The organism is Paraburkholderia sp. J76 (assembly GCF_905220295.1).
GTDB lineage: Bacteria > Pseudomonadota > Gammaproteobacteria > Burkholderiales > Burkholderiaceae > Paraburkholderia.
The window spans coordinates 68,000-90,941 of record NZ_CAJMZJ010000003.1 but is presented as its reverse complement, the minus strand read 5'-3'; the positions used below and the strand labels follow the sequence as shown (position 1 = coordinate 90,941).

20 protein-coding genes and 2 tRNA genes are annotated in these 22,942 nt (G+C 63.7%); 3 read left to right on the top strand and 19 right to left on the bottom strand.

Features of this window, described 5'->3' with window-relative positions; genetic code table 11:
• Window positions 1-45: 45 nt before the first annotated feature.
• Window positions 46-1,368: a xylose isomerase gene (gene xylA, locus U5768_RS07010; protein WP_322029671.1), complete on the bottom strand. Its 1,323-nt coding sequence runs from the start codon at window positions 1,366-1,368 to the stop codon at window positions 46-48.
• 309 nt (window positions 1,369-1,677) lie between these two features.
• On the opposite strand from xylA, the gene U5768_RS07005 reads away from it, so the two are divergent.
• The gene (locus tag U5768_RS07005) at window positions 1,678-2,889 is read left to right on the top strand and encodes a DNA-binding transcriptional regulator (protein ID WP_322029670.1); all 1,212 of its coding nucleotides are present in this window, start codon (window positions 1,678-1,680) and stop codon (window positions 2,887-2,889) included.
• 59 nt (window positions 2,890-2,948) lie between these two features.
• Window positions 2,949-4,049, top strand: coding sequence for an aldose epimerase family protein (locus tag U5768_RS07000; RefSeq protein ID WP_322029669.1), 1,101 nt, complete (start codon window positions 2,949-2,951; stop codon window positions 4,047-4,049).
• A gap of 16 nt (window positions 4,050-4,065) precedes the next feature.
• On the opposite strand, the gene U5768_RS06995 is transcribed toward U5768_RS07000, so the two are convergent.
• Window positions 4,066-4,926 carry a 3-hydroxybutyryl-CoA dehydrogenase gene (locus tag U5768_RS06995; RefSeq protein ID WP_322029668.1) on the bottom strand — a complete coding sequence of 287 codons (861 nt, stop codon included), beginning with the start codon at window positions 4,924-4,926 and terminating at the stop codon, window positions 4,066-4,068.
• A 168-nt stretch (window positions 4,927-5,094) separates the two neighbouring features.
• A complete protein-coding gene (locus tag U5768_RS06990; protein WP_322029667.1) occupies window positions 5,095-5,664 on the bottom strand; it encodes an acyloxyacyl hydrolase in 570 nt (189 codons plus the stop codon).
• A gap of 378 nt (window positions 5,665-6,042) precedes the next feature.
• On the opposite strand from U5768_RS06990, the gene U5768_RS06985 reads away from it, so the two are divergent.
• Window positions 6,043-7,443, top strand: a complete 1,401-nt coding sequence (locus tag U5768_RS06985; protein ID WP_322029666.1) for an MFS transporter — start codon at window positions 6,043-6,045, stop codon at window positions 7,441-7,443.
• Between the two features lie 20 nt (window positions 7,444-7,463).
• Here U5768_RS06985 and U5768_RS06980 read toward each other — a convergent pair whose 3' ends face one another.
• From U5768_RS06980 to U5768_RS06905, 16 genes are all read right to left on the bottom strand, one after another.
• Window positions 7,464-8,402: a DMT family transporter gene (locus tag U5768_RS06980; protein ID WP_322029665.1), complete on the bottom strand. Its 939-nt coding sequence runs from the start codon at window positions 8,400-8,402 to the stop codon at window positions 7,464-7,466.
• A gap of 246 nt (window positions 8,403-8,648) precedes the next feature.
• Window positions 8,649-8,725: transfer RNA gene (locus tag U5768_RS06975), tRNA-Pro, on the bottom strand.
• Between the two features lie 93 nt (window positions 8,726-8,818).
• Window positions 8,819-9,217, bottom strand: a complete 399-nt coding sequence (locus U5768_RS06970; protein WP_322029664.1) for a MerR family transcriptional regulator — start codon at window positions 9,215-9,217, stop codon at window positions 8,819-8,821.
• Window positions 9,218-9,344: 127 nt separating this feature from the next.
• Window positions 9,345-9,755 (bottom strand): integration host factor subunit alpha, encoded by a 411-nt coding sequence (locus U5768_RS06965; RefSeq protein ID WP_028204248.1) that lies wholly within the window; start codon window positions 9,753-9,755, stop codon window positions 9,345-9,347.
• A gap of 91 nt (window positions 9,756-9,846) precedes the next feature.
• Window positions 9,847-12,303: a phenylalanine--tRNA ligase subunit beta gene (pheT, locus tag U5768_RS06960; protein WP_322029663.1), complete on the bottom strand. Its 2,457-nt coding sequence runs from the start codon at window positions 12,301-12,303 to the stop codon at window positions 9,847-9,849.
• A 117-nt stretch (window positions 12,304-12,420) separates the two neighbouring features.
• Entirely contained in the window at window positions 12,421-13,434 is a 1,014-nt protein-coding gene (gene pheS / locus U5768_RS06955) for a phenylalanine--tRNA ligase subunit alpha (RefSeq protein ID WP_322029662.1), read from the bottom strand.
• Between the two features lie 233 nt (window positions 13,435-13,667).
• Entirely contained in the window at window positions 13,668-14,027 is a 360-nt protein-coding gene (gene rplT, locus U5768_RS06950) for a 50S ribosomal protein L20 (RefSeq protein WP_004192938.1), read from the bottom strand.
• Between the two features lie 30 nt (window positions 14,028-14,057).
• Window positions 14,058-14,255, bottom strand: coding sequence for a 50S ribosomal protein L35 (gene rpmI, locus U5768_RS06945; RefSeq protein WP_004191477.1), 198 nt, complete (start codon window positions 14,253-14,255; stop codon window positions 14,058-14,060).
• Between the two features lie 292 nt (window positions 14,256-14,547).
• Window positions 14,548-15,069, bottom strand: a complete 522-nt coding sequence (gene infC / locus U5768_RS06940) for a translation initiation factor IF-3 (protein WP_167056659.1) — start codon at window positions 15,067-15,069, stop codon at window positions 14,548-14,550.
• A gap of 49 nt (window positions 15,070-15,118) precedes the next feature.
• On the bottom strand, window positions 15,119-17,026 hold the full coding sequence (thrS, locus tag U5768_RS06935; RefSeq protein WP_322029661.1) for a threonine--tRNA ligase: 1,908 nt from the start codon (window positions 17,024-17,026) through the stop codon (window positions 15,119-15,121).
• A gap of 275 nt (window positions 17,027-17,301) precedes the next feature.
• Window positions 17,302-17,378 (bottom strand) — tRNA-Val (locus tag U5768_RS06930).
• Window positions 17,379-17,454: 76 nt separating this feature from the next.
• On the bottom strand, window positions 17,455-19,704 hold the full coding sequence (locus U5768_RS06925) for a bifunctional (p)ppGpp synthetase/guanosine-3',5'-bis(diphosphate) 3'-pyrophosphohydrolase (protein ID WP_322029660.1): 2,250 nt from the start codon (window positions 19,702-19,704) through the stop codon (window positions 17,455-17,457).
• 88 nt (window positions 19,705-19,792) lie between these two features.
• Window positions 19,793-20,146, bottom strand: coding sequence for a RidA family protein (locus U5768_RS06920; protein WP_028216802.1), 354 nt, complete (start codon window positions 20,144-20,146; stop codon window positions 19,793-19,795).
• 96 nt (window positions 20,147-20,242) lie between these two features.
• The gene (locus U5768_RS06915) at window positions 20,243-21,136 is read right to left on the bottom strand and encodes an alpha/beta hydrolase (protein ID WP_322029659.1); all 894 of its coding nucleotides are present in this window, start codon (window positions 21,134-21,136) and stop codon (window positions 20,243-20,245) included.
• 288 nt (window positions 21,137-21,424) lie between these two features.
• Complete coding sequence (locus U5768_RS06910; protein WP_322029658.1) at window positions 21,425-22,066, bottom strand: CoA transferase subunit B; 642 nt, start codon at window positions 22,064-22,066, stop codon at window positions 21,425-21,427.
• Between the two features lie 15 nt (window positions 22,067-22,081).
• Window positions 22,082-22,801, bottom strand: coding sequence for a CoA transferase subunit A (locus U5768_RS06905; protein ID WP_322029657.1), 720 nt, complete (start codon window positions 22,799-22,801; stop codon window positions 22,082-22,084).
• Between the last annotated feature and the right edge of the window lie 141 nt (window positions 22,802-22,942).

Here is a 22,942-nt window from a genome sequence, read left to right as displayed (position 1 = left end):
GCGCTAATGTTTTTTCAGGCGTTTTTTTCGCGCGCCGCTGCGCCGTTAGCGCTGGCCGTAAATGGCCTGGTTCACGACATTCTCGAGCCGCTCCTGCTGGCCGCTTGCGTGCTGCGGATTCATGCCGTGCGCGAGCGCGTCGGCGGCGAGCGACGAAAGCGAATAGCCGCCCGTGAGAATCTTGCGGCCGAATTCGCTGTCCCAGCCCGCGTAGCGCTGAGCGCGGAACTGCTCGAGCCGGTCGTTTTCCACGAGCGCCGCACCGCGTTCGAGCGCGAGCGCCAGTATGTCGATCGCGCCCACGTGGCCGTAGAACAGGTCTTCCGGATCGACGCTCGCACGGCGCACCTTCGCGTCGAAATTCATGCCGCCTGTCGTGAAGCCGCCGTGGCGCAGGATCTCGTAGAACGCGAGCGTGAGTTCCTCGACGCTGTTCGGGAACTGGTCGGTGTCCCAACCGTTTTGCGGATCGCCGCGATTCGCGTCGACACTGCCGAACACGCCTAGCGCGAACGCGGTCGCGATCTCGTGATGGAACGAGTGGCCCGCGAGCGTCGCGTGATTCGCCTCGATATTCACGCGAATTTCGTTCTGCAAACCATATTGCGTGAGGAAACCGTGCACCGTGGCGACGTCGTAATCGTACTGATGCTTGGTCGGCTCCTGCGGCTTCGGTTCGATCAGCAGCGTGCCGGTGAAACCGGTGCGGTGCTTGTGCTCGACCACCATCGAAAGGAAGCGCGCAAACTGTTCGCGCTCGCGCTTGAGGTCGGTATTCAGCAGCGTGTCGTAACCTTCGCGGCCGCCCCATAGCACATAGTTTTCGCCGCCCAGCTTGCGCGTTGCGTCGAGCGCCTGGCAAACCTGGGTGGCCGCATACGCGAACACTTCGGGGTTCGGATTCGTGGCGGCGCCGCCCGCGTAGCGCGGATTCGAGAACAGGTTCGCGGTGCCCCACAGCAGCTTCACGCCGCTCGACTGCTGGCGCTCGCCGAGGTAGTCGACCATGCGCCTGAAGTTTTCCGTGTAGTCCTTCAGGTCCTTGCCTTCCGGAGCGACATCGGTGTCGTGGAACGTATAGTAAGGTGTGCCGAGCTTCGAGAAAAATTCGAACGCTGCGTCGGCCTTCTGGCGCGCGCGCTCCATGGCGTCGCCGGGCTGCTGCCACGGCCGGTGAAACGCCCCCTGACCGAAGATGTCGTTGCCGGGCCAGACGAACGAGTGCCAGTAGCACACGGCGATACGCAGATGCTCCTCGAGCGTCTTGCCGAGCACCTTTTTGGTGCGGTCGTAGTGATGGTAAGCAAGCGGATTGTCCGACTGCGGGCCTTCGTATCGAATAGCGGGGATATGTTCGAAATACGACATGATGTCTCCAATGTTGTTGCAGCGCAGCGGCGCAGCGTGCATCCCTCTGTGTGACGCCATACTGCCCGCGACGTGCAAAGCGCGGCAATTGCGAAATTGCGTGAGACCTTTAATGTTTCCTGCCGACTGGCGCGGCCGGGGCGCGCGCGAACCCGAATGTGGGCCTAAAATAACCGGACGCTTAAAACGACGCGCCACAGGCGCGAGAGACATCGTAGCGCGGCGCTCATTTGCGCGCACCGCGCCCGAACTGGAGACATGGCGGCTACGCGCCGGCGCACCACGCCAGGCGAAAGCCGCCAACATGACATGACCCGCGCCCCCGCTTCCCAGACGCCTCACCGCATCGCCCTGCTCTTTAACGCGAACAAGGTGTACGACCGCGAGATCATTGCGGGCATCGGCCACTATTTGCGCTCCACGCGCGTAGCGTGGGACCTCTTTCTCGAAGAAGACTTCCGCTGCCGCCTGGCGGGCATCGAGCGCTTCGATGGCGACGGCATCATCGCCGACTTCGACGACCCCGCCGTAGCCGACGCCCTGCGCGGCTGCCCGCTGCCCGTCGTCGCCGTGGGCTCGTCGTTCGAAGACGCCGCCCACTACCCCGCCGACGTGCCCTATATCGCGACCGACAACCGCAAACTGGTCTCGCTCGCGTGGACGCATCTGATCGGCGCGGGCTTGCCGAATCTCGCGATGTACAGCCTGCCGGTTGCGCAGGAAAACCGCTGGGCGCAGGAGCGCGAACTCGCGTTCCAGGCGATCGCGCGCGAAGAAGGCCTGCAGGCGCCGATCTACCGCGGTCAGGCCACCAGCGCCAGCGCCTGGAACCAGCACATCGAGCAATTGAGCGTCTGGCTGCACAGCCTGCCCAAACCCGTGGGCGTGATTGCCGTGACCGACGCGCGGGCGAGACATTTGCTTCAGGCATGCCTGATTCACGGCATTGCCGTGCCCGAGCAGGTGGCGATCATCGGCATCGACAACGATCCGCTCACCCGTACGCTCACGCGTATTCCGCTCTCGTCGGTCATTCAGGGCACCGAGGAAATGGGCAAGACAGCCGCCCACTTGCTGCACCAGATGCTGCGCGGCGCACGTTTTCCGGGGCAACGCATTCTCGTTCCGCCCGTCGGCATCAACGTGCTCGAATCGACGCGGCACGAACCGCTGTCGAGCCCGCACGTCATGCGGGCGCGTCACTTCATCCGGCAGTATGCGTGCCAGGGCATCAAGACCGAGCAGGTGGCCGACTACGTGGGCGTGTCGCGCTCGTCGCTCGAAGAATATTTCCGGCGCGAACTCCAGTGCACGGTCCACCAGGAAATCCTGCGCCACAAGCTCGATGCCGCGAAGGCCATGCTCGCGAGCCGCGACGCCTCGAGCGCCGAAGTGGCCATCCGCTGCGGATTCACGTCGCTGCAATACATGTACGCGGTGTTCCGGCGCGAACTGGGATGCACGCCGCGCGAATATCAGGACAGTGTTGCGAACGCTTCGGGCAGCCGCCTGTCCATTTAATGACGCGGCTTTTGCAGCGCCGGGGCCATCACGCTAACTTCATACGTTTTCTTCCGCTCATGAACACTCTTGCTGCCCATCTGACTTCCGAACCGTGGGGCGCCCTGCCCGGCGGCGACGCCGTGCGGCTGTACACGCTGCGCAACGCGCAGGGCATGAAGGTGACGGTCAGCGACCTCGGCGCGACGCTCGTCTCGTGGCTCGCACCCGATCGCGCCGGCCTCCTCGCGGACATCCTGCTAGGCCACGACACGCCCGCCGAATATCTCGCGGCCACCACGTACATGGGCGCCCTGGTCGGCCGCTGGGCCAACCGCATCTCGGGGGCGCGCTTCACGCTCGACGGTATCGATTATTCGCTCGATCGCAACGAGAACGGCAACCTGCTGCATGGCGGCGCGAACGGCTTTCACCGGCAGATGTGGCAGGTGGAAGAGGACCGGGGCTCGCTCGTGCTGCGGCTCGACTCGCCCGAAGGCGACGGCGGCTTTCCGGGCAACGTGAGCGTGCAGGTGCGCTACACGCTCGACGACGACGGCACGCTCACGCTCGAGTACGAAGGCGTGAGCGACGCGCCTACACCGCTCAATCTCACGAGTCATGGCTACTTCAACCTCTCCGGCGAAACGAGCCCGGATATTCGCGGCCACATGCTGACGATCGACGCCGACGCGTTTCTCGAAGTCGATCCGCAACTGGTGCCGGTGCGTATCGCCGATGTCTCGGGCAGCGCGTTCGACTTCCGCCACGGCGCGCCGCTCGGCGCGCGGCTCGACTGGCCGAACGCCCAACTCGAGCGCGCACGCGGCTTCGACCATTGCTACGTGCTGCGCGCGCCCGAGAGCACGGCGGGCACGCTGCACGCCGCGCCGGGCCGCTGGCCCGTGCGGCCGGTGGCGCGCGTCTACGAGCCCGGCAGCGGGCGCGAGCTTGCCGTCTCGACCGACCAGCGCGGCCTGCAGCTTTATACGGGGAATTATCTGGAAGGTCAGCCGGGACGCCGGGGCGCGACGTGCGCGCGCTACGCGGGGCTGTGCCTCGAAGCGGGCGGCTTCCCGAACCAGATCAACATGGAACCGCCCGCCTGCGACGAAGTGGTGTTGCGGCCCGGCAAGACCTATCAGCAAGTCACGCAATACCGCGTGAGCGTGCTCGCCTGAAACCGGGCACGCTGCTTCAGGAGACCTTGTCGTACTGGTACACGCCGCGGCCGGTCTTGCGCCCGAGCTGGCCCGCCGCGACCATCTCGCGCAGCAGCGGACACGCGCGATACTTCGAGTCGCCGAAATCCTTCAGGAACACGTCCATCACCGAAAGACAGACGTCGAGGCCGATCAGGTCCGCCAGCGCGAGCGGGCCAATCGGATGATTGGCGCCGAGCTTCATGCCCGCGTCGATTTCCTCGGCGCTCGCAATGCCTTCCGCGAGCACGAAAAACGCCTCGTTGATCATCGGCACCAGAATGCGGTTCACCACGAAACCAGGCGCATTCTTTACGGCGATCGGCGTCTTTTCCAGACGCAGCGCCATTTCGCGCACCGACTCGGCCACATCGGGGCGCGTTTGCAGGCCGCGGATCACCTCGACGAGCGGCATCATCGGCACCGGGTTGAAGAAGTGCATGCCGATGAAGCGCGACGGATCGGCGAGCGTGGTCGCGAGCGCCGTAATCGAGATCGACGAGGTGTTCGAGGCGATGATCGCGTCGGGGCGCGCCGCGGCCTCGATCTGCTTGAGAATGCGCGTCTTGAGTTCCGCGTTCTCGGTCGCCGCCTCGATCACGAGATCGACGCTCGCGAGACGCTGGTAGTCGGTGGCTGTTTCGATGCGCGCGAGCGCGGTGTCGCGCGCGCCGGCTTCCAGCTTGCCCTTCGAGACGAGCCGCTCCAGGCTGTGCGTGAGCGTGGCGACGCCCTTGGCGAGCGCCGCATCGGTGACGTCGATCATCACCGCCTTGAGCCCCGCCACCGCCACCGCCTGGGCAATGCCGTTGCCCATCGTCCCCGCGCCCACGATCCCTACCGATTCGATTGCCATGCCTCGTCCTCACTCCTTGTCTGCGACGCCGGCGTGTCGCTATAAAAAATGCCGGGCATGCGGCGCAACGCGTGGTGCACCGCACCAAAACCCACAGTGTAACGGGTTGCGGGAATCGGCTGGAACTCGCATGACGGGGGGAGCGCGGCCCGGAGGCCCACATGCGCCCTAGAAGTTGTACTGGAAATAGATCTGACTGAAGTTCGCACCCGGATTCGGTTCCTTGATATCCGCGTTCGAGAGATGCTGGAAACGAAAGCCCGCCTGAAAATTCCCGTGCTCGCCGAACTGCGCGCCCACGCCGACCATGTCCGCGAACTGGAACGATGTGGACGTTGCGCGATCAGGCGTTTGACGCAGGTGCGAAAGAAAGTGAAAGCCCACGCCCGCCTCGATGAACGGCCTGAACCAGCCGCTATCCTTGATGAAGCGAAATACCGGCGTCACGCCGTATTCCCAGATATGCGAGTAAACGGCGTCGGGCGAGTTCAACTCCCAGTAAGCAACGTGCGCCTCGCCAACCAGCGTGAAGTGATACCCGCCGATATGCCACCACTGCAAGCCCGGGTCCCAGACGAGACCGAGGTCGAGCTTTTTCACGTCGTGGTCCGCGACACCCGCTGCGAGTTGAACGCCAAACGTGTTGTCCGCGTGCGCGCTGGCCGCGCCGAGCGCGCAAAGCGCCGCCAGCGCCCCACGTACCGCGCGAGTGCGCCAGACGAATCTTCTTGCTTGCATAAGGACGAATGACATCGCGCTGCAATGTTCACTAATGACCCACGCGTATCGGAGAGCGCAGTTTAACGTCGAATAAACGAACGCGCTTATCGCCGGTACGAATCCGCCTGAATCACAGCTTTTCGATTATCGGGCGTTCAAATTCGTAATAACGATTTTCTGATTCGCGCATTGCGCGGACATTCCCGCGTGTTAATCCACGCGCCGCGTGGATTCGGGTATTCCCGAACGCCGTCGAACGCGACACGTAGCTGTACCCAAATTGTGGACAGAGCGCGCGCGAGCCCCTCGCATAATCCGCGAGACCTGTGATCCGCGGCAAACAACAAAGCCATAAGCCTTGCCACGCTCACGCCCCCGGCGCTTAGGAGGAGACACATGAGCCCAAACCCGCAAGGGCATGCTTCGCGCGTGCCGCACACTTCCGCGCAAGCGCAGTCAAGCTGCGCCGCCGCCACCGAACAGGTCACGCGCAAGGTCTCGCGCCATTTGCTCGGCTTCCTGTTCCTGTTGTTCGTCGTCTCGTTCCTCGACCGCATCAACATCGGCTTCGCGGGCCTCACGATGATGAAGGACCTCGGGCTGTCGAGCACTCAGTTCGGCTTCGCCACGACCCTCTTCTATGTCGCCTATATCGCGTGCGGCATTCCAGGCAACCTCATGCTCGCGCGCGTGGGTGCGCGTCGCTGGATCAGCTTCATCATGATTGCGTGGGGTCTCGCCTCCACGGCGACGATGTTCGCCACCAACGCCACCACGCTCTACTGGCTGCGCATGCTGGTCGGCGTGACCGAGGCGGGCTTCCTGCCCGGCATGCTGCTCTATCTCACCTGCTGGTTCCCCAGCGCGTGGCGCGCCCGGGCGAATGCCCTCTTCATGATCGCCATGCCCGTCACGGCCGCGCTCGGCTCCGCGGTCTCGGGTTTCATCCTCAAACTCGACGGCCACGCGGGACTCGCCGGCTGGCAATGGCTCTTCGTGCTCGAAGGCATGCCCGCCGCGCTGCTTGGCTGCGTGGCGTTCTTCTACCTCGACGACACGCCGCGCGCCGCACGCTGGCTCAGCGCGGAAGAAAAACGCACGCTCGAAGCCGCGCTTGCCGAGCCCACGGATACCCTCGCTATGCCCACGGCGCCCATGCCGCATACGGCGCGCGAGCGCAGCCTTTGGCAGCAACTGCGCTCGCCCGTGGTTCTGCGCTTCGCGGCGGCGTACTTCTGCCTCGTCAACACGCTCGCCATGGTCGCCGTATGGGCGCCGCTGATCGTGAAGGGTTTCAGCGCCGGGGCGAGCAACGTCACCGTGGGCCTCGTCGCGACGATTCCGCAGATCGTCACCATCGTCGCGATGATCGCGTGGGGGCGACGTTCGGATCGTCGGCAGGAACGCAAATGGCATCTCGCAGCGCCCATGCTGCTTTCGGGGCTCGGTTGCGTGCTGACGGCGCAGGGCGGCGCGCCGCTCGTGCAACTGCTCGGCGTGTGCCTGGCATCGGCGGGATCGTATACGGCGATGTCGATTTTCTGGACCACGCCCGATCAGGCGTTCACGCCGCAAGCGCGCGCGGTGGGGATCGCGGTGATCAACGCGATCGGCAATATCAGCTCGGCGGCGAATCCGCTCGTCGTGGGCTGGCTCAAGGATGCGACGCACAGCTATGCCGCGGGGCTCATCTATTCCGCGGTGCTGCTCGTGCTGGGGACGGTGATCGTCGCGACGCTGCCGATCGGACGTGGCGAGCGCCGCGAAGTCAAAGGGGTACCGCGCGCGGCCGCTTGATCGATGCGGGCGTCGGCCAGCTAGCGTTCCGCGCCTGCCCCGCTGCGACGCGCGGCGAAACCCGGCAGGCGTTTCACGAAACCGGTCGCGAGCGCGGTGCCCACGAGAATCGCGGCGCACGCCTCGACCATGCCCATCGACACGCGCTCGCCGAGAAAGAGCGCGCCCCACAGAATGCCGAAGATGGGGATCACGAAGGTCACCGTGATCGCGCGCGCCGGCCCGACCGCTGCGATCAGCCGGAAGAACAGCAGATACGCGACGCCGGTACACGCCACGCCGAGGCCGAGCACGGCGCCCCACGCATGCAGCGAGACAGGCGCGGCAGGCCAGGTGACGAGCGCGATCGGCGCGAGCACGAGCGTCGCGCCTGTCATCGTCCCGGCAGCGACCGTAAGCGGATCGACGCCCGTGAGATGGCGCTTCGTATAGCTCGCGGCAACGCCGTACAACGCCGAGGCGACCAGAGCCGCAAGGGCGGCGAGCGCCGCGCCGGTGGAGGACGCGCCGTCGCCGGCGTGCGTCACGACCTGATCCCAGACGAGCGCGAGCACACCCACAAAACCGATCACGAGACCGACCACGCGCAGGCCGCTCAGACGATCCTTGAGCCAGACATACGCGACGACCGCGCCCCACAGCGGCGTGGTCGCGTTGATCACGGACGTGACGCCCGCGGAGAGCGTGAGTTCGGCCCAGGCGAAGAGACAGAACGGCGCGGCCGAATTGAGAATGCCGACGACGAAGAGCGGCCACGCGCGTTCGCGCAGCGTGCCGAGCGCTTCGCGCGCGGGGCGCCGCGAGAACAGCACGAGCAGAAGGAACACCGCGCCGATGCCGACGCGCAGCGCCATGAGCGGCGCGACGCCGAAATCGGCCACGCCGACGCGGATAAACAGAAACGAGCCGCCCCATAGGGCGGCGAGGAAGACCAGTTGGGCGAGTTCGATCGGGTTCATGTGGGGCGGCGCTGGGTGAGCACGGGGTTGCGCGCGGGCGCGCGATGATACGGATCGCGTGTGCGAAGTACGCGTATCGTAAGGCGAGCGGCGCGCGCCGTATAACGAAGGATTCTCACCGATATGTGAGAAAAATTAACAGCCGGAACTTGCGGTGTTATTGCGCCACGCGTTTTGCAGCGCGCAAAAAGTTGAAGCCCAAAAGACAAAGCCCGCGTAATCTTTCGATTACGCGGGCTCTATTTTTGGTCGGGGCGAGAGGATTTGAACCTCCGACCACCTGCACCCCATGCAGGTACGCTACCAGGCTGCGCTACGCCCCGAGAGCTAGAAAGTATAACAGAGAGTTTCTCTAATTAGAACCGCTTCGCGAGTAATTCGTGAACGTCCCGCATGCATCCCTTCAGCGCGGCTGTTCAGCGCCCAAGCGCATCGAGCACATGCAGTAATTCCTTGCGCAACTGATCGACGTCCACGAGCGCGGTCGTGCCTTCGGCGGCGGGCGCACCCACGGCTTCGGCTTGCCCCGCTTCGTCGGCCGCCGCACCGTGCGCGTCGAGCCGATTGCGCGCGCCGTTGATCGTGAAGCCCTGCTCGTAGAGCAGTTCGCGAATGCGACGGATCAGCAATACCTCGTGATGCTGGTAATAACGACGGTTGCCGCGCCGCTTCACCGGCTTCAACTGCGTGAACTCCTGCTCCCAATACCGCAGCACGTGAGGCTTCACGCCGCACAACTCGCTCACCTCGCCAATGGTGAAGTAGCGCTTGGCGGGTATGGGAGGCAAGACGACCTTTTCGCTTGTCGATGTCATCGCCGGTTTGCCGTGGTGGTGGTTGCGCAATGAGGCGTCGCCGCCTGGGTCCTTGAAGTCCGCTATTTCTACTTATTCGTTCACGCCCGCCATATTGCCACCGCCGCGGGCAGACAAGCTCAACGCATCAGCGCGGGAAGCTTGCCTCGGCGCCGCTCTCCACGAGCGCCTTGAGCTTCTGGCTCGCATGGAACGTCACAACGCGACGCGCCGCGATGGGTATCGCCTCGCCCGTCTTCGGATTGCGTCCGGGGCGTTGCGGCTTGTCGCGCAACTGGAAATTGCCGAAGCCCGACAGCTTCACGCTGTCGCCGCTTTCCAGCGCGTCGCGAATCACTTCGAAGAAGGCTTCGACCATGTCTTTCGCTTCGCGCTTGTTGAGACCGACGTTGTCGAACAGCAGCTCAGCGAGTTCGGCTTTGGTCAGCGTGGGCGTGTCGTTCGTGGCGCTTGCCGACGAGGCAGGAATGTCGCGAATCATGGCGCTACGCTGTGCCGCAAGAAGGGCTTCGAAATCACTCGAGTTCATTTCGTTCATCTATCTATGAAATGGCGCGCTGCCGGTTGCGGGGTTGACTTGCAACCTCGCCAACCGGTAGCCGATGTCGGTACGTGATGAGCCGAGGAGCTTATCCGCGCAACCGGGCGCCATACACTCGAGCCAGGCGATCCACCAGGGACTTGATGGCCGCATCGACCGTTTCGTCCTGAAGGGTTCCGCCAGTATCTTGCAGGGTCACCCGGAAGGCAAGGCTTTTCTCGTCCGCGCCAAGTCCGGAAGTATTTGATTTTGCACGAAATTCATCGAAAAGCGCAACCCTCTGCACAATCCGGCAAGCCTCGTCTTGCATGCCCTTCTGGAACTCGTCGAGCAACGCTTGCACCTCGATCTTTTGATCGACAACAAGAGCGATGTCACGACGCGCCGGCGGAAATTTCGAGACTTCCGCAGGCGTGGGCAGCTCGCGCGCCATCAGCGCGTCGGCCTCGACTTCGAAGAGCATCGGTGCGTGCGGCAGGTCGTACTTCTGCATCCAGCGCGGATGCAGTTCGCCGATCCAGCCCACGGACTTGCCATCGACTTCGATGCGCGCGCTACGACCCGGATGCAACGCGGCATGCTCGGCCTTCACGAAACGCGGCGTTTTGACCGCGCCCAGCGATGCGAACAACGCTTCGAGGTCGCCCTTCACGTCGAAGAAGTCCACGCCGCGCGTCTGCGCGCCCCACTGCTCTTCGAGCGCGGGACCGTAGGCGAGCGCGCCGATCATCTTCGGTTGCGCGAAACCTTCCACCGTCATCTCGCCTGCCTTGATCGACGGATCGTGCAGGAACACGCGGCCCGCCTCGAACACGCGCACGCGGTCCGCGCGGCGGTTGAGGTTGTGGCGCAGCACGTTGACGAGGCTGCCGAACAGCGTCGTGCGCATGACCGAGAGCTGGCTCGCGATCGGGTTCAGCAGCTTCACGGGATTCGCGTTGCCCGCGAAGTCCTGTTCCCACTCGGCGTCGACAAAGCTGAAGTTGATCGTCTCGGCGTAGTCGCGCGCGGCGAGCGCGTGACGAATGGCGTGGATCGAGCGGCGCGTTTCGTTGGTGGCGCGCATTTCGCTGCGCGCGACCGGCGGCAGAGCCGGAATCTTTTCGACGCCATAGATGCGCGCGACTTCTTCGATCAGGTCTTCCTCGATCTCGATGTCGAAGCGGTACGGCGGCGGCGTGACGCTGAAGCTGTCCTCGCCCGCCTTGTCAACGTTGCGTTCGAACGCGAGGCCCAGACGCGTGAAAATCTGCGCGATCTCATCGGCGCCGATCTTCACGCCGATGATGCGGTTCGCGCGCGCCACACGCATCGTCACCGGCTCGCGCTTCGGCACGTTCACGGTTTGATCGTCGATCGGGCCGGCAGCGCCGCCGCAAATGTCGAGGATCAGTTGCGTGATGCGCTCGATGTGCTCGACGGTCGTCGACCAGTCCACGCCGCGCTCGAAGCGATGGCCTGCATCGGTCGAAAAGTTGTAGCGGCGCGAGCGGCCGCGGATGCTGTCCGGCCACCAGAAGGCGGCCTCGAGATAGATGTTCGTCGTGTCGAGCGTGACGGCCGTGCTGTCTCCGCCCATGATGCCGGCGAGGCTTTCGATCTCGCGATCGTCGGCGATCACGCCCACGGTTTCATCGACTTCGACCGTGTTGCCGTTGAGCAGCTTGAGCGTTTCGCCCTTCTTGCCCCAGCGCACGTCCATCGAGCCGTGGATCTTGTCGAGATCGAACACGTGCGACGGGCGGCCGAGTTCGAGCATCACGTAGTTCGAGATATCGACGAGCGCCGAGATGCTGCGCTGGCCCGAACGCTCGAGGCGCTCGACCATCCACATCGGCGTTTTCGCGTGCGCGTTCACGCCGCGGATCACGCGGCCCGAGAAGCGGCCGCACAGGTCCGGCGCCGAAATCTTCACGGGCAGCTTTTCGTCGAGCTTCACTTCGACCTTCGGATACACGGGCGCCTGCAGCGGCGCGCCCGTGATCGCCGCCGTTTCGCGCGCGATGCCGTACACCGAAAGGCAATCGGCCTTGTTCGGCGTGAGCTTGATTTCGAAGACGGTGTCGTCGAGATTCAGCGCTTCGCGGATGTCCTGGCCGATCGGCGTGTCTTCCGGCAGGATCATGAGACCGCTGTGGTCTTCCGAGAGCTTCAGTTCGCGCGCCGAGCACAGCATGCCCTGGCTTTCCACGCCGCGCAGCTTCGAGAGCTTGATCGCGAACGGCTTGCCGCCCTCTTCCGCGGGCGGCAGTTCTGCGCCCACGAGCGCCACCGGCACCTTGATGCCGGGCGCAACGTTAGGCGCGCCGCACACGATCTGCAGCGTCGCGCCGGTGCCGGCATCGACCTGCGTGACATTGAGCTTGTCCGCGTCCGGGTGCTTCACGACTTCGAGCACGCGGCCCACGACGATCTTCGTGGTGGGCGGCGCGGCCGGGCGCAGGCCTTCGACTTCGAGGCCGGCCATCGTGAGCGCGTGGGCCAGTTCATCGGTCGTGAGCTTCGGATCGACAAAGCTTCTCAGCCAGGATTCGGGGAATAGCATTTGGTTTTACGTTCCAGACAGATTGTGACCACAGCGAAGGGTTCTCGCGCACCGTCTTCCGGTGCTGCGTCCGCCTCGCGCGCTGCTAACGAAATTAGCGCTGCGGCGTCGCTTCGTTCAGGCGAACTGGCGCAAAAAGCGCAGATCGCCTTCGAAGAACAGGCGCAGATCCTGCACGCCATAACGCAGCATCGTCAGGCGTTCGAGGCCGCTGCCGAACGCAAAGCCGATGTAGCGCTCCGGGTCGAGGCCCATGTTGCGGATCACGGTCGGATGCACCTGGCCCGAGCCCGAGATTTCGAGCCACTTGCCGGCGTTCTTGCCGTGCTCGAACATCATGTCGATTTCGGCCGAAGGCTCCGTGAACGGGAAGTACGACGGACGGAAGCGCACCTGAATGTCGTCACGCTCGAAGAACTTCTTGAGGAAGTCGGTGTAGACGCCCTTCAGGTCCGCGAAGCTGATGTTCTCTTCGATCCACAGGCCTTCGACCTGGTTGAACATCGGCGAGTGCGTGGCGTCGCTGTCCACGCGATACGTCCGGCCTGGCACGATCACCTTGATGGGCGGCGTGTGCGTGCGCGCGTAGCGCACCTGCATCGGACTCGTGTGCGTGCGCAACAAAAGCTGACGGCCGTCGGCGTCCTTGCCGTCCACGTAGAACGTGTCCTGCATCGAGCGCGCAGGATGATTTTCCGGGCTGTTGAGCGAGGTGAAGTTGTACCAGTCGGTTTCGATCTCGGGACCGTCGGCCACGTCGAAGCCGATCGAGCCGAAGATCTGCTCGACGCGTTCCCACGTCTGCATCACGGGGTGCAGGCTGCCCGTGCCCGTGCCGCGGCCCGGCAGCGTGACGTCGATCGCCTCGGCGGCGAGACGCTGGTTCAGCAGCGCGTCCGCAAGCGCCTGGCGGCGCGCGTTGAGCGCAGCTTCCACCTGCTGCTTGACGGCGTTGATGCGCGCGCCCTCGGTCTTGCGCGTTTCGGCGTCGAGCTTGCCCAGGCCCTTGAGCAGTTCGGTCAGCGCGCCGGACTTGCCGAGAAAGCGGGCCTTTTCGTTTTCGAGCGTGTTGACGTCGGGCGCGCCAGCGAACGCGCTTTGCGCGTCGGCAACAATCTGGTCCAGATCCATTGATCCCATCTTTTCAGCGTCAGAGTTTGAGACTTGGAGCATCTCCGCGCTCACGGCACGCCATAATGAAGCCCGGCGACGACGGCGCGAAGACACTGCATGAAGCGGCGCAAGAAGCGTGATTACCAACAAAAACGGGGCTCGGTGAGGAGCCCCGTTTTTGTTGCAGCATCACCGAAACGACCGGAATATCTGCTGCAACGAACCTGCGCAATACCTATGCTTACCAGCGCTTAGGCAGCGACGGCGGCCTTCACCTGCTTGACGATCGCAGCAAATGCAGCCTTGTCGAACACAGCCATGTCAGCCAGAACCTTACGGTCGAGTTCGATCGAAGCCTTCTTCAGGCCGTTGATGAACACGCTGTAGGTCATGTCGTGCTGACGCACCGCCGCGTTGATACGCGTGATCCACAGTGCGCGGAACACACGCTTCTTGTTGCGGCGATCGCGGTAGGCGTACTGGCCAGCGCGCATGACCGCCTGCTTGGCGATGCGATAGACGTTATTGCGACGGCCGCGGTAACCCTTGGCCAGGTTGATGATCTTCTTGTGGCGGGCCCGTGCGGTAACCCCACGTTTGACTCGAGGCATGTTTCGCTCCTATGAGTTATCGGTTGAGGATTACGCGAACGGCAGCATTGCGCGCACGGAGTTCAGATCGGAATCATGAACGGCCGTTGCACCACGCAGATGACGCTTGTTCTTGGTGGTCTTCTTCGTCAGGATGTGACGCTTGAAGGCTTGACCGCGCTTGACGGTACCGCCCGGACGAACCACGAAGCGCTTTGCAGCGCTCTTCTTGGTCTTCATCTTCGGCATGACAGACAACTCCATTATTTGATGGACATGGGTGTGCGGTTGGCTCGACGTTCGCACGCGTTGCCGGGACTCCGCCCTTCGAAACCCACTCCACTTGTTTTGGCGACTGGCTGGCTTTTGAAAAACAAGCTTGCCGCCGCTTTCAGGAAAAACGCCCGTTTGCCGCACTTCACGTGCAGCGCGCGGGCGCCGTTCCGGAACCTGCTTGCCGCCTTCCGCACCTGGGCGCCGAAGACGTCATTGAAAACTGCTTTCGACCGCCGCGCATCGAACGACCGCGCGGCGCGCCGGATTACTTCTTCTTCTTGGGCGAGAGCACCATGATCATCTGGCGCCCTTCCATCTTCGGCATTTGCTCGACCTGGCCGACTTCTTCGAGGTCGGTGCGCAGGCGCTCGAGCATGCGCATACCGATTTCCTGGTGAGCCATTTCGCGGCCGCGGAAACGCAACGTGATCTTCGTCTTGTCGCCTTCATCGAGGAAGCGGATGAGATTGCGCAGCTTGACGTTGTAATCGCCGTCATCGGTACCCGGGCGGAATTTGACTTCCTTGACCTGAATGACCTTCTGCTTCAGCTTGGCTTCGTGCTGCTTCTTCGATTCCTGGTACTTGAACTTGCCGTAGTCCATCAGGCGGCACACGGGCGGCACTGCCTGGGGGGCAATTTCAACCAGATCGACGTCTTGCTGTTCCGACATGCGGAACGCATCAGCCAGCTTTACGATACCGAGCGGCTCGTTCTCGACTCCGACGAGACGCACCTCGGGTGCAGTGATTTCACCGTTGATGCGATGCGACTTATCCGTAGCGATGTTACGTTTCCTCTAAAAATTAAAAAAACGAGCCGCGCTGCCAGGTGGCTTACTTGAACGTCTTGACGTCCTGCGCCAGACGCTCAGCGAATGCGCCGACGGGCATGACACCCAGATCGACGCCGCCACGGGCACGCACGGCTACCGTTTGTGCTTCACGCTCCTTGTCGCCGACGACAAGCAGGTACGGGACCTTCTCAAGCGTGTGCTCGCGTATTTTATAGCTAATTTTCTCGTTGCGCAAATCGGCCACCACTCTAACCCCTTGTTTTTGCAACGATTGGGCCAGATTAGCGGCATATTCGGCCTGACTTTCCGCGATATTCATCACAACGGCCTGCACCGGAGCGAGCCACGGCGGCATCGCGCCGGCATGGTGCTCGATCAGAATTCCGAGGAAACGCTCCATCGAACCGAGGATCGCGCGATGCAGCATGATCGGGCGGCGACGGCTGTTGTCTTCGGCCACGTACTCGGCGCCAAGGCGCTCCGGCAGGACCATGTCGAGCTGAAGCGTGCCGCACTGCCACGACCGGCCAAGTGCGTCCTTGATGTGGTACTCGACCTTCGGGCCGTAGAACGCGCCCTCGCCCGGCAACTCTTCCCATTGCAGGCCGCAGGCCGTGAGCGCCTCGCGCAGGCCATGTTCGGCGCGATTCCACGTTTCATCCGTCCCCGCGCGCGACTCCGGGCGCAGCGACAGCTTGATGTCGATGTGATCGAACCCGAAATCCTTGTAGATGCTCATCGCCAGCGTGTTGAAGGCGATCGACTCGCTGATGATCTGGTCTTCCGTACAGAAGATGTGCGCATCGTCCTGGACGAAGCCACGCACGCGCATGAGGCCGTGCAGCGCGCCCGACGCCTCGTTGCGATGGCACGAGCCGAATTCCGCATAGCGCAGGGGCAGATCGCGGTACGAGCGCAGGCCGTGGTTGAACACCTGGACGTGACCCGGGCAATTCATCGGCTTGATCGCGTAGTCGCGCTTTTCGGACTCCGTCGTGAACATATTTTCACGATAGTTTTGCCAGTGGCCCGACGCTTCCCACAGCGAGCGGTCCATGATCATCGGCGTCTTGATTTCGTCGTATCCGGCCACGCGCAGACGGCCGCGCATGTACTGCTCGACCTGCTGCCAGAGCGTCCAGCCCTTCGGGTGCCAGAACACCATGCCCGGCGACTCGTCCTGCATGTGGAACAGGTCGAGTTGCTTGCCGAGCTTGCGGTGGTCGCGCTTTTCGGCCTCTTCGAGCATGTGGAGATACTGATCCTGGTCTTCCTTCTTCGTCCAGGCCGTGCCGTAAATGCGCTGCAGTTGCTCGTTCTTCGAGTCGCCGCGCCAGTAGGCGCCCGCGACCTTCATGAGCTTGAAGACCTTCAGCTTGCCCGTGGACGGGACGTGCGGGCCGCGGCACAGGTCCGTGAAGCCGCCGTGCGAGTACAGCTTGATCTCTTCCGCGCCCGGAATCGACTCGATGATCTCGGCCTTGTACTTCTCGCCGATGCTCTTGAAGTAGTCCACGGCCTCGCCGCGCGTGACGACGCGGCGCGACACCGGCTCGTCCTTCTTCGAGAGTTCCTGCATGCGCTTTTCGATCTTTTCGAGATCTTCGGGCGTGAAGGGACGGTTGTAGGCGAAGTCGTAGTAAAAGCCGTTGTCAATCACCGGCCCGATCGTGACCTGCGCTTCCGGATACAGCTCCTTAACCGCGTAGGCCAGCAAGTGCGCCGTGGAATGACGGATGATGTCGAGACCGTCGGCGTCCTTGTCCGTGACGATGGCGAGCGATGCGTCGCGATCGATCAGCGTCGACGTATCGACCAGTTCGCCGTCGAGCTTGCCGCCGAGCGCCGCCTTCGCGAGACCGGGGCCGATCGAAGCCGCCACTTCGGCGACCGTGACGGGATGATCGTACTGTCGAACCGAACCGTCGGGCAGACGTATCGCAACCATGTTCTTCTCCAGAAGTGCCGCAAAGGCACAACGTATTGTTCGTGGGAACAGACCGCGGAAAACTTCGCGGCGAAAAAAAATGCGGCCCCGCTTTCGAGGGGCCGCATTCACTTTTCAAACCAGACTGCAGAGGCGAAAGAGGTCCTCGACTAGCGTCGCTCCGAAGTAGTTTCGGTAAACGTTCGCGGTGTCATAACCGTATTCGCCTTGAGCGCGTAGCGCTTTTTACTGCATTTGAAGCCTCGGCAACACACTCGCCGCGACCTCGATTTCGTTGGTAGGCTCGATTGGACTCGAACCAACGACCCCCACCATGTCAAGGTGGTGCTCTAACCAGCTGAGCTACGAGCCTGAAGAAGAAAGATTATATGAAGTACCCGCGCACTTGGCAAGCATTTTTTTGCAGCGCGGCAATCCGTCCTGCCGCTTCAACTCCTTCGCGACGCCCGCTGCACCCCGCCCACCTCGCCCAGCAGCACGCACGCGCGCTGGATCTGCGCGGAATTCGACACCTCCACCGTGAACTGCATATACGCCGCATTGCGGCGCGACTGGGTTTTCACGCCGATCACGTTCATTTTCTCGCGCGCGAACACTTCGGAGATGTCGCGCAGCAACCCCTGGCGGTCGGTGGCCTCGATCGAAATATCGACCGGATAGACCGACTGGCCGCGACCGCCCATCACGTCGGCGGACCACGTGGTGTGCAGCACACGCTCGGGCGCGCGGGTGGCCATGCGGCGGAAGGTGGGGCAGTCGCTGCGGTGGATCGACATGCCCTTGCCGCGCGTGACGAAACCGCTGATCGCGTCGGGCGGAGCGGGGCGGCAGCAGCGCGCGAGTTGCGTAAGCAGTGCATCCACGCCGACCACCAGCACGCCCGACGACCCGCCATGCGCGACGTTAGCGCCGCTCGCGCGCTTGGTGAGCTGTTCGGGCGTCTCCTCTTCGGGCTCGGCCGTGGGCGCGTCGTGCAACGCGTGCTCGACGTTGCGCAGGCTGAACTCTTCCTTGCCGACCACGCTGAAGAGGTCGTCGGGCGACTTGAAGCCGAGCTTGGCCGCGAGCTGATCGAGATTGACCGACGTGCGGCCCTCGCGCTGCAGCGTCTTTTCCACCATCGCGCGGCCGTTGGCGATGTTCTCCTGCGCCTCGATCGCGTTGAACCACGCGCGCACCTTCTGGCGCGCCCGCGGGCTATGCAGGTAGCCAAGCTGCGGGTTGAGCCAGTCGCGCGACGGACCGCCCTCCTTCACCGAGACGATTTCGACCGTCTGGCCGTTGCGAAGCTGGGTATTGAGCGGCACCATCGCGCCGTCCACGCGCGCGCCGCGGCAGCGATGGCCCAGTTCGCTGTGCAGGTGATAAGCGAAGTCGAGCGGCGTCGCGCCGAGCGGGAGCGCGATCACACGGGCCTGCGGCGTGAGGACGTAGATGTGGTCGTCGTCGAGCGTGGCCTGGCGCAACTGCTCCCACGGCTGGCGCCCATCCGAAACATCGTCCTTCCAGGCAAGCAACTGGCGCAGCCACGCGATCTTCTCGTCGTAGCTGCTGCTCGCGCTGAACTGGCCGCCGTAACCCTTCGAACCGGCCTCCTTGTAGCGCCAGTGCGCGGCCACACCGTATTCGGCGAACTGATGCATTTCCTGCGTGCGGATCTGCACTTCGAACGCGCGCCCGTCGTCGCCGATCACCACCGTGTGCAGCGAACGGTAGCCGTTGGGTTTGGGCCGCGAAATGTAATCGTCGAACTCCTTCGGCACCGGTTGCCAGAGGTTGTGCACGATGCCGAGCACCGTATAGCAATCCTTGATGTCCGGCACGATCACACGGAATGCGCGCACGTCGTAAAGCTCGGAGAAGTCGATCTCCTTGCCGCGCATTTTTTTCCAGATGCTGTAGATGTGCTTGGGCCGCCCGCTCACGTCAGCCGGGATATGCGCCGCGGCCAGCTCGCTCTGCAACCGCGCAATCGCTTCGGACACGTAGCTCTCGCGCTCCACGCGCTTCTCGTCCAGCAGCTTCGCGATGCGTTTATAGGTATCGGGCTCCTGGAAGCGGAACGCGAGATCTTCCAGTTCCCACTTCAGTTGCCAGATGCCGAGCCGGTTGGCGAGCGGCGCGTAGATTTCGAGCGTTTCGTGCGCGATCTCCGGCGCGGGCGTGATCTTCGCCGCCGCGTAAAAGCGCAGCGACTGCAGGCGCGACGCGAGCCGGATCAGCACGACGCGGATGTCCTGCGCAAACGCGAGCAGCATCTTGCGCAGCGACTCCACCTGCGCGCGCCGCGCTGCCTGGGCGTCGCGCCCTTCGCGGCCCGTTTCGGGCACGGCCTGCTGCGCCGCGCGCTGGCTCACGGTGCCCAGCCGCAGCAGCTTGCGCACGTCGAACACGAGCTTCGCGACTTCCGCACCGAACTGCGCCTCGAGCGTCGCTTCCGGATCGTCGAGATGCGGCGCGAGATTGAAGAGCGCCGCCGCGAGCACGGCGGGCGGATCGACGTTGAGCCGGCTCATGATGGATGCCGTGCCCTGCGCGTGCTCGATGAGCGGCTCGCCCGTGGAAAGACGTGCGTCGCCGGTGTGCGCGCGCACGAACGCAAGCGCGTCGTCGAGCGACGGCAGCGCGCCGGTATCGGCGGCAACCACGGGGGCGGGCGGAACGGTTTCGCTACTCATGAGACGATGCCCGCCGGCATGCCGGACGGGCGACAACAAAGATGATCAAACAAGCGCCAGGACATTACGCCGACTGAACGACTCGCGCTCAATCGCGCTGCGCGGCCACCACGACGATTTCGACTAGACATTCCGGATTCGCGAGCTTCGCTTCGACCGTCGCGCGCGGCGGCGTCGCGCCTTGCGCGACCCACTTGTCCCACTCGGCGTTCATGCCGGGGAAATCCTTCATGTCGGCAATATAGATCTGCACCGAGAGGAGCAACGACTTGTCGCTGTTCGCCTCGCCAAGCAGACGGTCGATGTGGCCGAGCACCTCGCGCATCTGACCGCCGATGTCCTGCTTCGTGTCCTCGGCGATCTGGCCAGCCAGGTAGACGGTGCCGTTGTGAATGGCGGTTTCCGAGAGACGCGGGCCAACGTGGTGACGAATGACTGCCATGAAAATTCCTGTTGAGAAGTGAAAAACGGTCGACTTCCGCGCCGACGCCATCCGGTGCGCATGACTGCGGGCCCGAATATGCCGGCGAATCTCATATTATGACGCGCGAGGGGCATCCCCGTCGAAGAAACGGCGCGCGATCGCGATCTGGTCGGCCGCGAGGAACGCGGGCGCATGCCCCACGCCCTCGATTTCGACGCTCGATACGTTGCGTCCCGTCTCGACCATTTTCGCGACCGTTTCGCGCGACAGCAGGTCCGAAAGCGCTCCGCGCACGACCAGCACCGGCCCTTCGAACGCCGCGAGCGAGCGCCACAGGAACTTCTCGCCTTCTTCGTTCTGCTCCGGCGTAGTTGCCTTGAAAGGCTCCGAAATGCGCGGGTCGTAGCGGTAGCGCCACTGCCCCTCCACTTCGTGCAGCAATGGCGTATTGATCTCGCGCCATTCCTCGACGCTCAGCGGCCCGAACGAGGCGGCAAGAAGCGCCGCGTTGTCGATCCCTTGCTGGAGCGTGGCGAAAGTCCCGCCAACCCCCACATATTCGCCGATACGCGCAAGCGACGCAGGTTCGATATGCGGCCCGATGTCGTTGAGCAGCATGCGGCCAATGGGCGTACCCGGCAGCCCCGCGAGCGCGAGACCGATCAGGCCGCCCATCGAGGTGCCGAACCAGTCCACCTTCTCGACGCCGGTGCGCGCGATCAACGTGACCATGTCCGCCACGTATTGCGCGACGCCGTAGCCGCGTGCGTCGGCCAGCCACGACGAGAGGCCCCGGCCGGCCACGTCCGGGCACACGACACGGTGCGTGTGGGCCATTGCGGCGGCAAAGCGGTCGAAGTCGCGCCCCGAGCGCGTGAGCCCGTGCACGCATACAAGCACGCGCGGATTGGCGGGGGCGCCCCACTCGGTGTACGCGATGCGGTGCAGGCCCGCGGGACTGAGACACTGAACGTATTGCTGGCGCGGCACGGCGGTCGATTCGGTCATCGCGGGATCCTCGCTCGAAGGCGCATCAAGGCTTTCGACCGATTGTAAACGGCTTTGCCCCGCGCCATCGGCCGCAACGCCGCACGCAAACCGTACCCCGTGGCGCCTCAGGCCGGGCTTCGCGCCGCGCTGGGCAGCGTTCCGAACACCGCCCCCCTCTCCCATCCGGCCTATGCCGTTTGGCCGACGTTTCAACGCGACGCCAACGCGCAACAATGCAAGCACCGCAAAACAAAACGGGCGAGACCGAAGTCTCGCCCGCCGCAAATCATGCTTACGCTACGACATTCAGCTCACGGCGCTTACATCGAGCGGCGCGCCAGTCCTGGCCTTGATCTCGTCCACCGTCACGCCCGGTGCAAGCTCGGTCACCTTCAGTCCGGCCTCGCTCACTTCCATCACGCCGAGGTCCGTGATGATGAGATCGACCACGCCCACGCCAGTCAGCGGCAGCGTGCAGGCTTCGAGAATCTTGTGCTGGTCGCCCTTCGCGACGTGCTCCATCAACACGACCACGCGGCCAACGCCCGCCACGAGGTCCATCGCGCCGCCCATGCCCTTGATCATCTTGCCGGGGATCATCCAGTTGGCCAGATCGCCCTTCTCGCTCACCTGCATCGCGCCGAGGATCGCCAGGTTGATGTGGCCGCCGCGAATCATCGCGAACGAGTCAGCGGAAGAGAAAATCGACGACCCCGCCAGCGTCGTCACCGTCTGCTTGCCTGCGTTGATCATGTCGGCGTCCACTTCGTCCTCGGTCGGGAACGGGCCGATGCCGAGCAGGCCGTTTTCCGACTGCAGCCACACTTCCACGCCTGCGGGCACGTGGTTGGCCACGAGCGTGGGCAGCCCGATGCCGAGGTTCACGTAGAAGCCGTCCTGCAGTTCTTTCGCCGCGCGCGCGGCCATTTCGTCACGATTCCATGCCATGATCGGTCTCCTTCCTCAGTTTCCCGCCGGGTTGCTCGATGCTGCACGCACGGTGCGTTGTTCGATACGCTTTTCCGGATGCGCGTTGAGCACGATGCGTTGCACGAAGATGCCCGGCGTATGGATGGCGTCCGGATCGAGTGCGCCGTTCTCGACTATCTCCTCCACTTCCGCTACGGTGATCTTGCCCGCCATCGCGCACATCGGGTTGAAGTTGCGCGCCGTGCGGCGGAAAACCAGGTTGCCCGACTTGTCGGCCTTCCATGCCTTCACGAGCGCGACATCCGCCGTGAGCGAATGCTCGAGCACGTAATGCTTGTCGCCGAACTGGCGCGTTTCCTTGCCTTCGGCGATCAGTGTGCCAAAGCCGGTATTCGTGAAGAACGCGGGAATGCCCGCGCCGCCCGCGCGCAGCTTTTCAGCCAGCGTGCCTTGCGGCGTGAATTCGAGTTCGAGTTCGCCCGACAGATACTGACGCTCGAATTCCTTGTTCTCGCCCACGTAGGACGAGATCATTTTCTTGATCTGGCGCGTCTCCAGCAGCAGGCCCAGGCCAAAGCCGTCCACACCCGCGTTGTTGCTGATGCAGGTGATGCCCTTCACGCCCGTATCGCGCAGTGCGCCGATCAGCGCTTCAGGAATGCCGCAGAGGCCAAAGCCGCCAACCGCGAATGTCTGGCCGTCCTTGACGATGCCCTCGAGCGCGGCAGCCGCGCTTTTGTAGACCTTGTTCATCAGTGTGTCCCTTCCTCGAATGGAAATCCGCCAATCCGGTTTGTCGCGCGGACGTCGAGCGCGTCCGGCCGCTCAATTCTAGTCATGCCCCGGTGGCGTTGCCGTGAAGCCGGCAGCCCGGCCGGGCTGCGCGCACGGGCC

Bases quoted from the DNA above. Each gene is read 5' to 3' on its own strand.
- xylA (WP_322029671.1), bottom strand. From the start codon at position 1,368: ATGTCGTATTTCGAACATATCCCCGCTATTCGATACGAAGGCCCGCAG.
- U5768_RS07005 (WP_322029670.1), top strand. From the start codon at position 1,678: ATGACCCGCGCCCCCGCTTCCCAGACGCCTCACCGCATCGCCCTGCTC.
- U5768_RS07000 (WP_322029669.1), top strand. From the start codon at position 2,949: ATGAACACTCTTGCTGCCCATCTGACTTCCGAACCGTGGGGCGCCCTG.
- U5768_RS06995 (WP_322029668.1), bottom strand. From the start codon at position 4,926: ATGGCAATCGAATCGGTAGGGATCGTGGGCGCGGGGACGATGGGCAAC.
- U5768_RS06990 (WP_322029667.1), bottom strand. From the start codon at position 5,664: ATGCAAGCAAGAAGATTCGTCTGGCGCACTCGCGCGGTACGTGGGGCG.
- U5768_RS06985 (WP_322029666.1), top strand. From the start codon at position 6,043: ATGAGCCCAAACCCGCAAGGGCATGCTTCGCGCGTGCCGCACACTTCC.
- U5768_RS06980 (WP_322029665.1), bottom strand. From the start codon at position 8,402: ATGAACCCGATCGAACTCGCCCAACTGGTCTTCCTCGCCGCCCTATGG.
- U5768_RS06970 (WP_322029664.1), bottom strand. From the start codon at position 9,217: ATGACATCGACAAGCGAAAAGGTCGTCTTGCCTCCCATACCCGCCAAG.
- U5768_RS06965 (WP_028204248.1), bottom strand. From the start codon at position 9,755: ATGAACGAAATGAACTCGAGTGATTTCGAAGCCCTTCTTGCGGCACAG.
- pheT (WP_322029663.1), bottom strand. From the start codon at position 12,303: ATGCTATTCCCCGAATCCTGGCTGAGAAGCTTTGTCGATCCGAAGCTC.
- pheS (WP_322029662.1), bottom strand. From the start codon at position 13,434: ATGGATCTGGACCAGATTGTTGCCGACGCGCAAAGCGCGTTCGCTGGC.
- rplT (WP_004192938.1), bottom strand. From the start codon at position 14,027: ATGCCTCGAGTCAAACGTGGGGTTACCGCACGGGCCCGCCACAAGAAG.
- rpmI (WP_004191477.1), bottom strand. From the start codon at position 14,255: ATGCCGAAGATGAAGACCAAGAAGAGCGCTGCAAAGCGCTTCGTGGTT.
- thrS (WP_322029661.1), bottom strand. From the start codon at position 17,026: ATGGTTGCGATACGTCTGCCCGACGGTTCGGTTCGACAGTACGATCAT.
- U5768_RS06925 (WP_322029660.1), bottom strand. From the start codon at position 19,704: ATGAGTAGCGAAACCGTTCCGCCCGCCCCCGTGGTTGCCGCCGATACC.
- U5768_RS06920 (WP_028216802.1), bottom strand. From the start codon at position 20,146: ATGGCAGTCATTCGTCACCACGTTGGCCCGCGTCTCTCGGAAACCGCC.
- U5768_RS06915 (WP_322029659.1), bottom strand. From the start codon at position 21,136: ATGACCGAATCGACCGCCGTGCCGCGCCAGCAATACGTTCAGTGTCTC.
- U5768_RS06910 (WP_322029658.1), bottom strand. From the start codon at position 22,066: ATGGCATGGAATCGTGACGAAATGGCCGCGCGCGCGGCGAAAGAACTG.
- U5768_RS06905 (WP_322029657.1), bottom strand. From the start codon at position 22,801: ATGAACAAGGTCTACAAAAGCGCGGCTGCCGCGCTCGAGGGCATCGTC.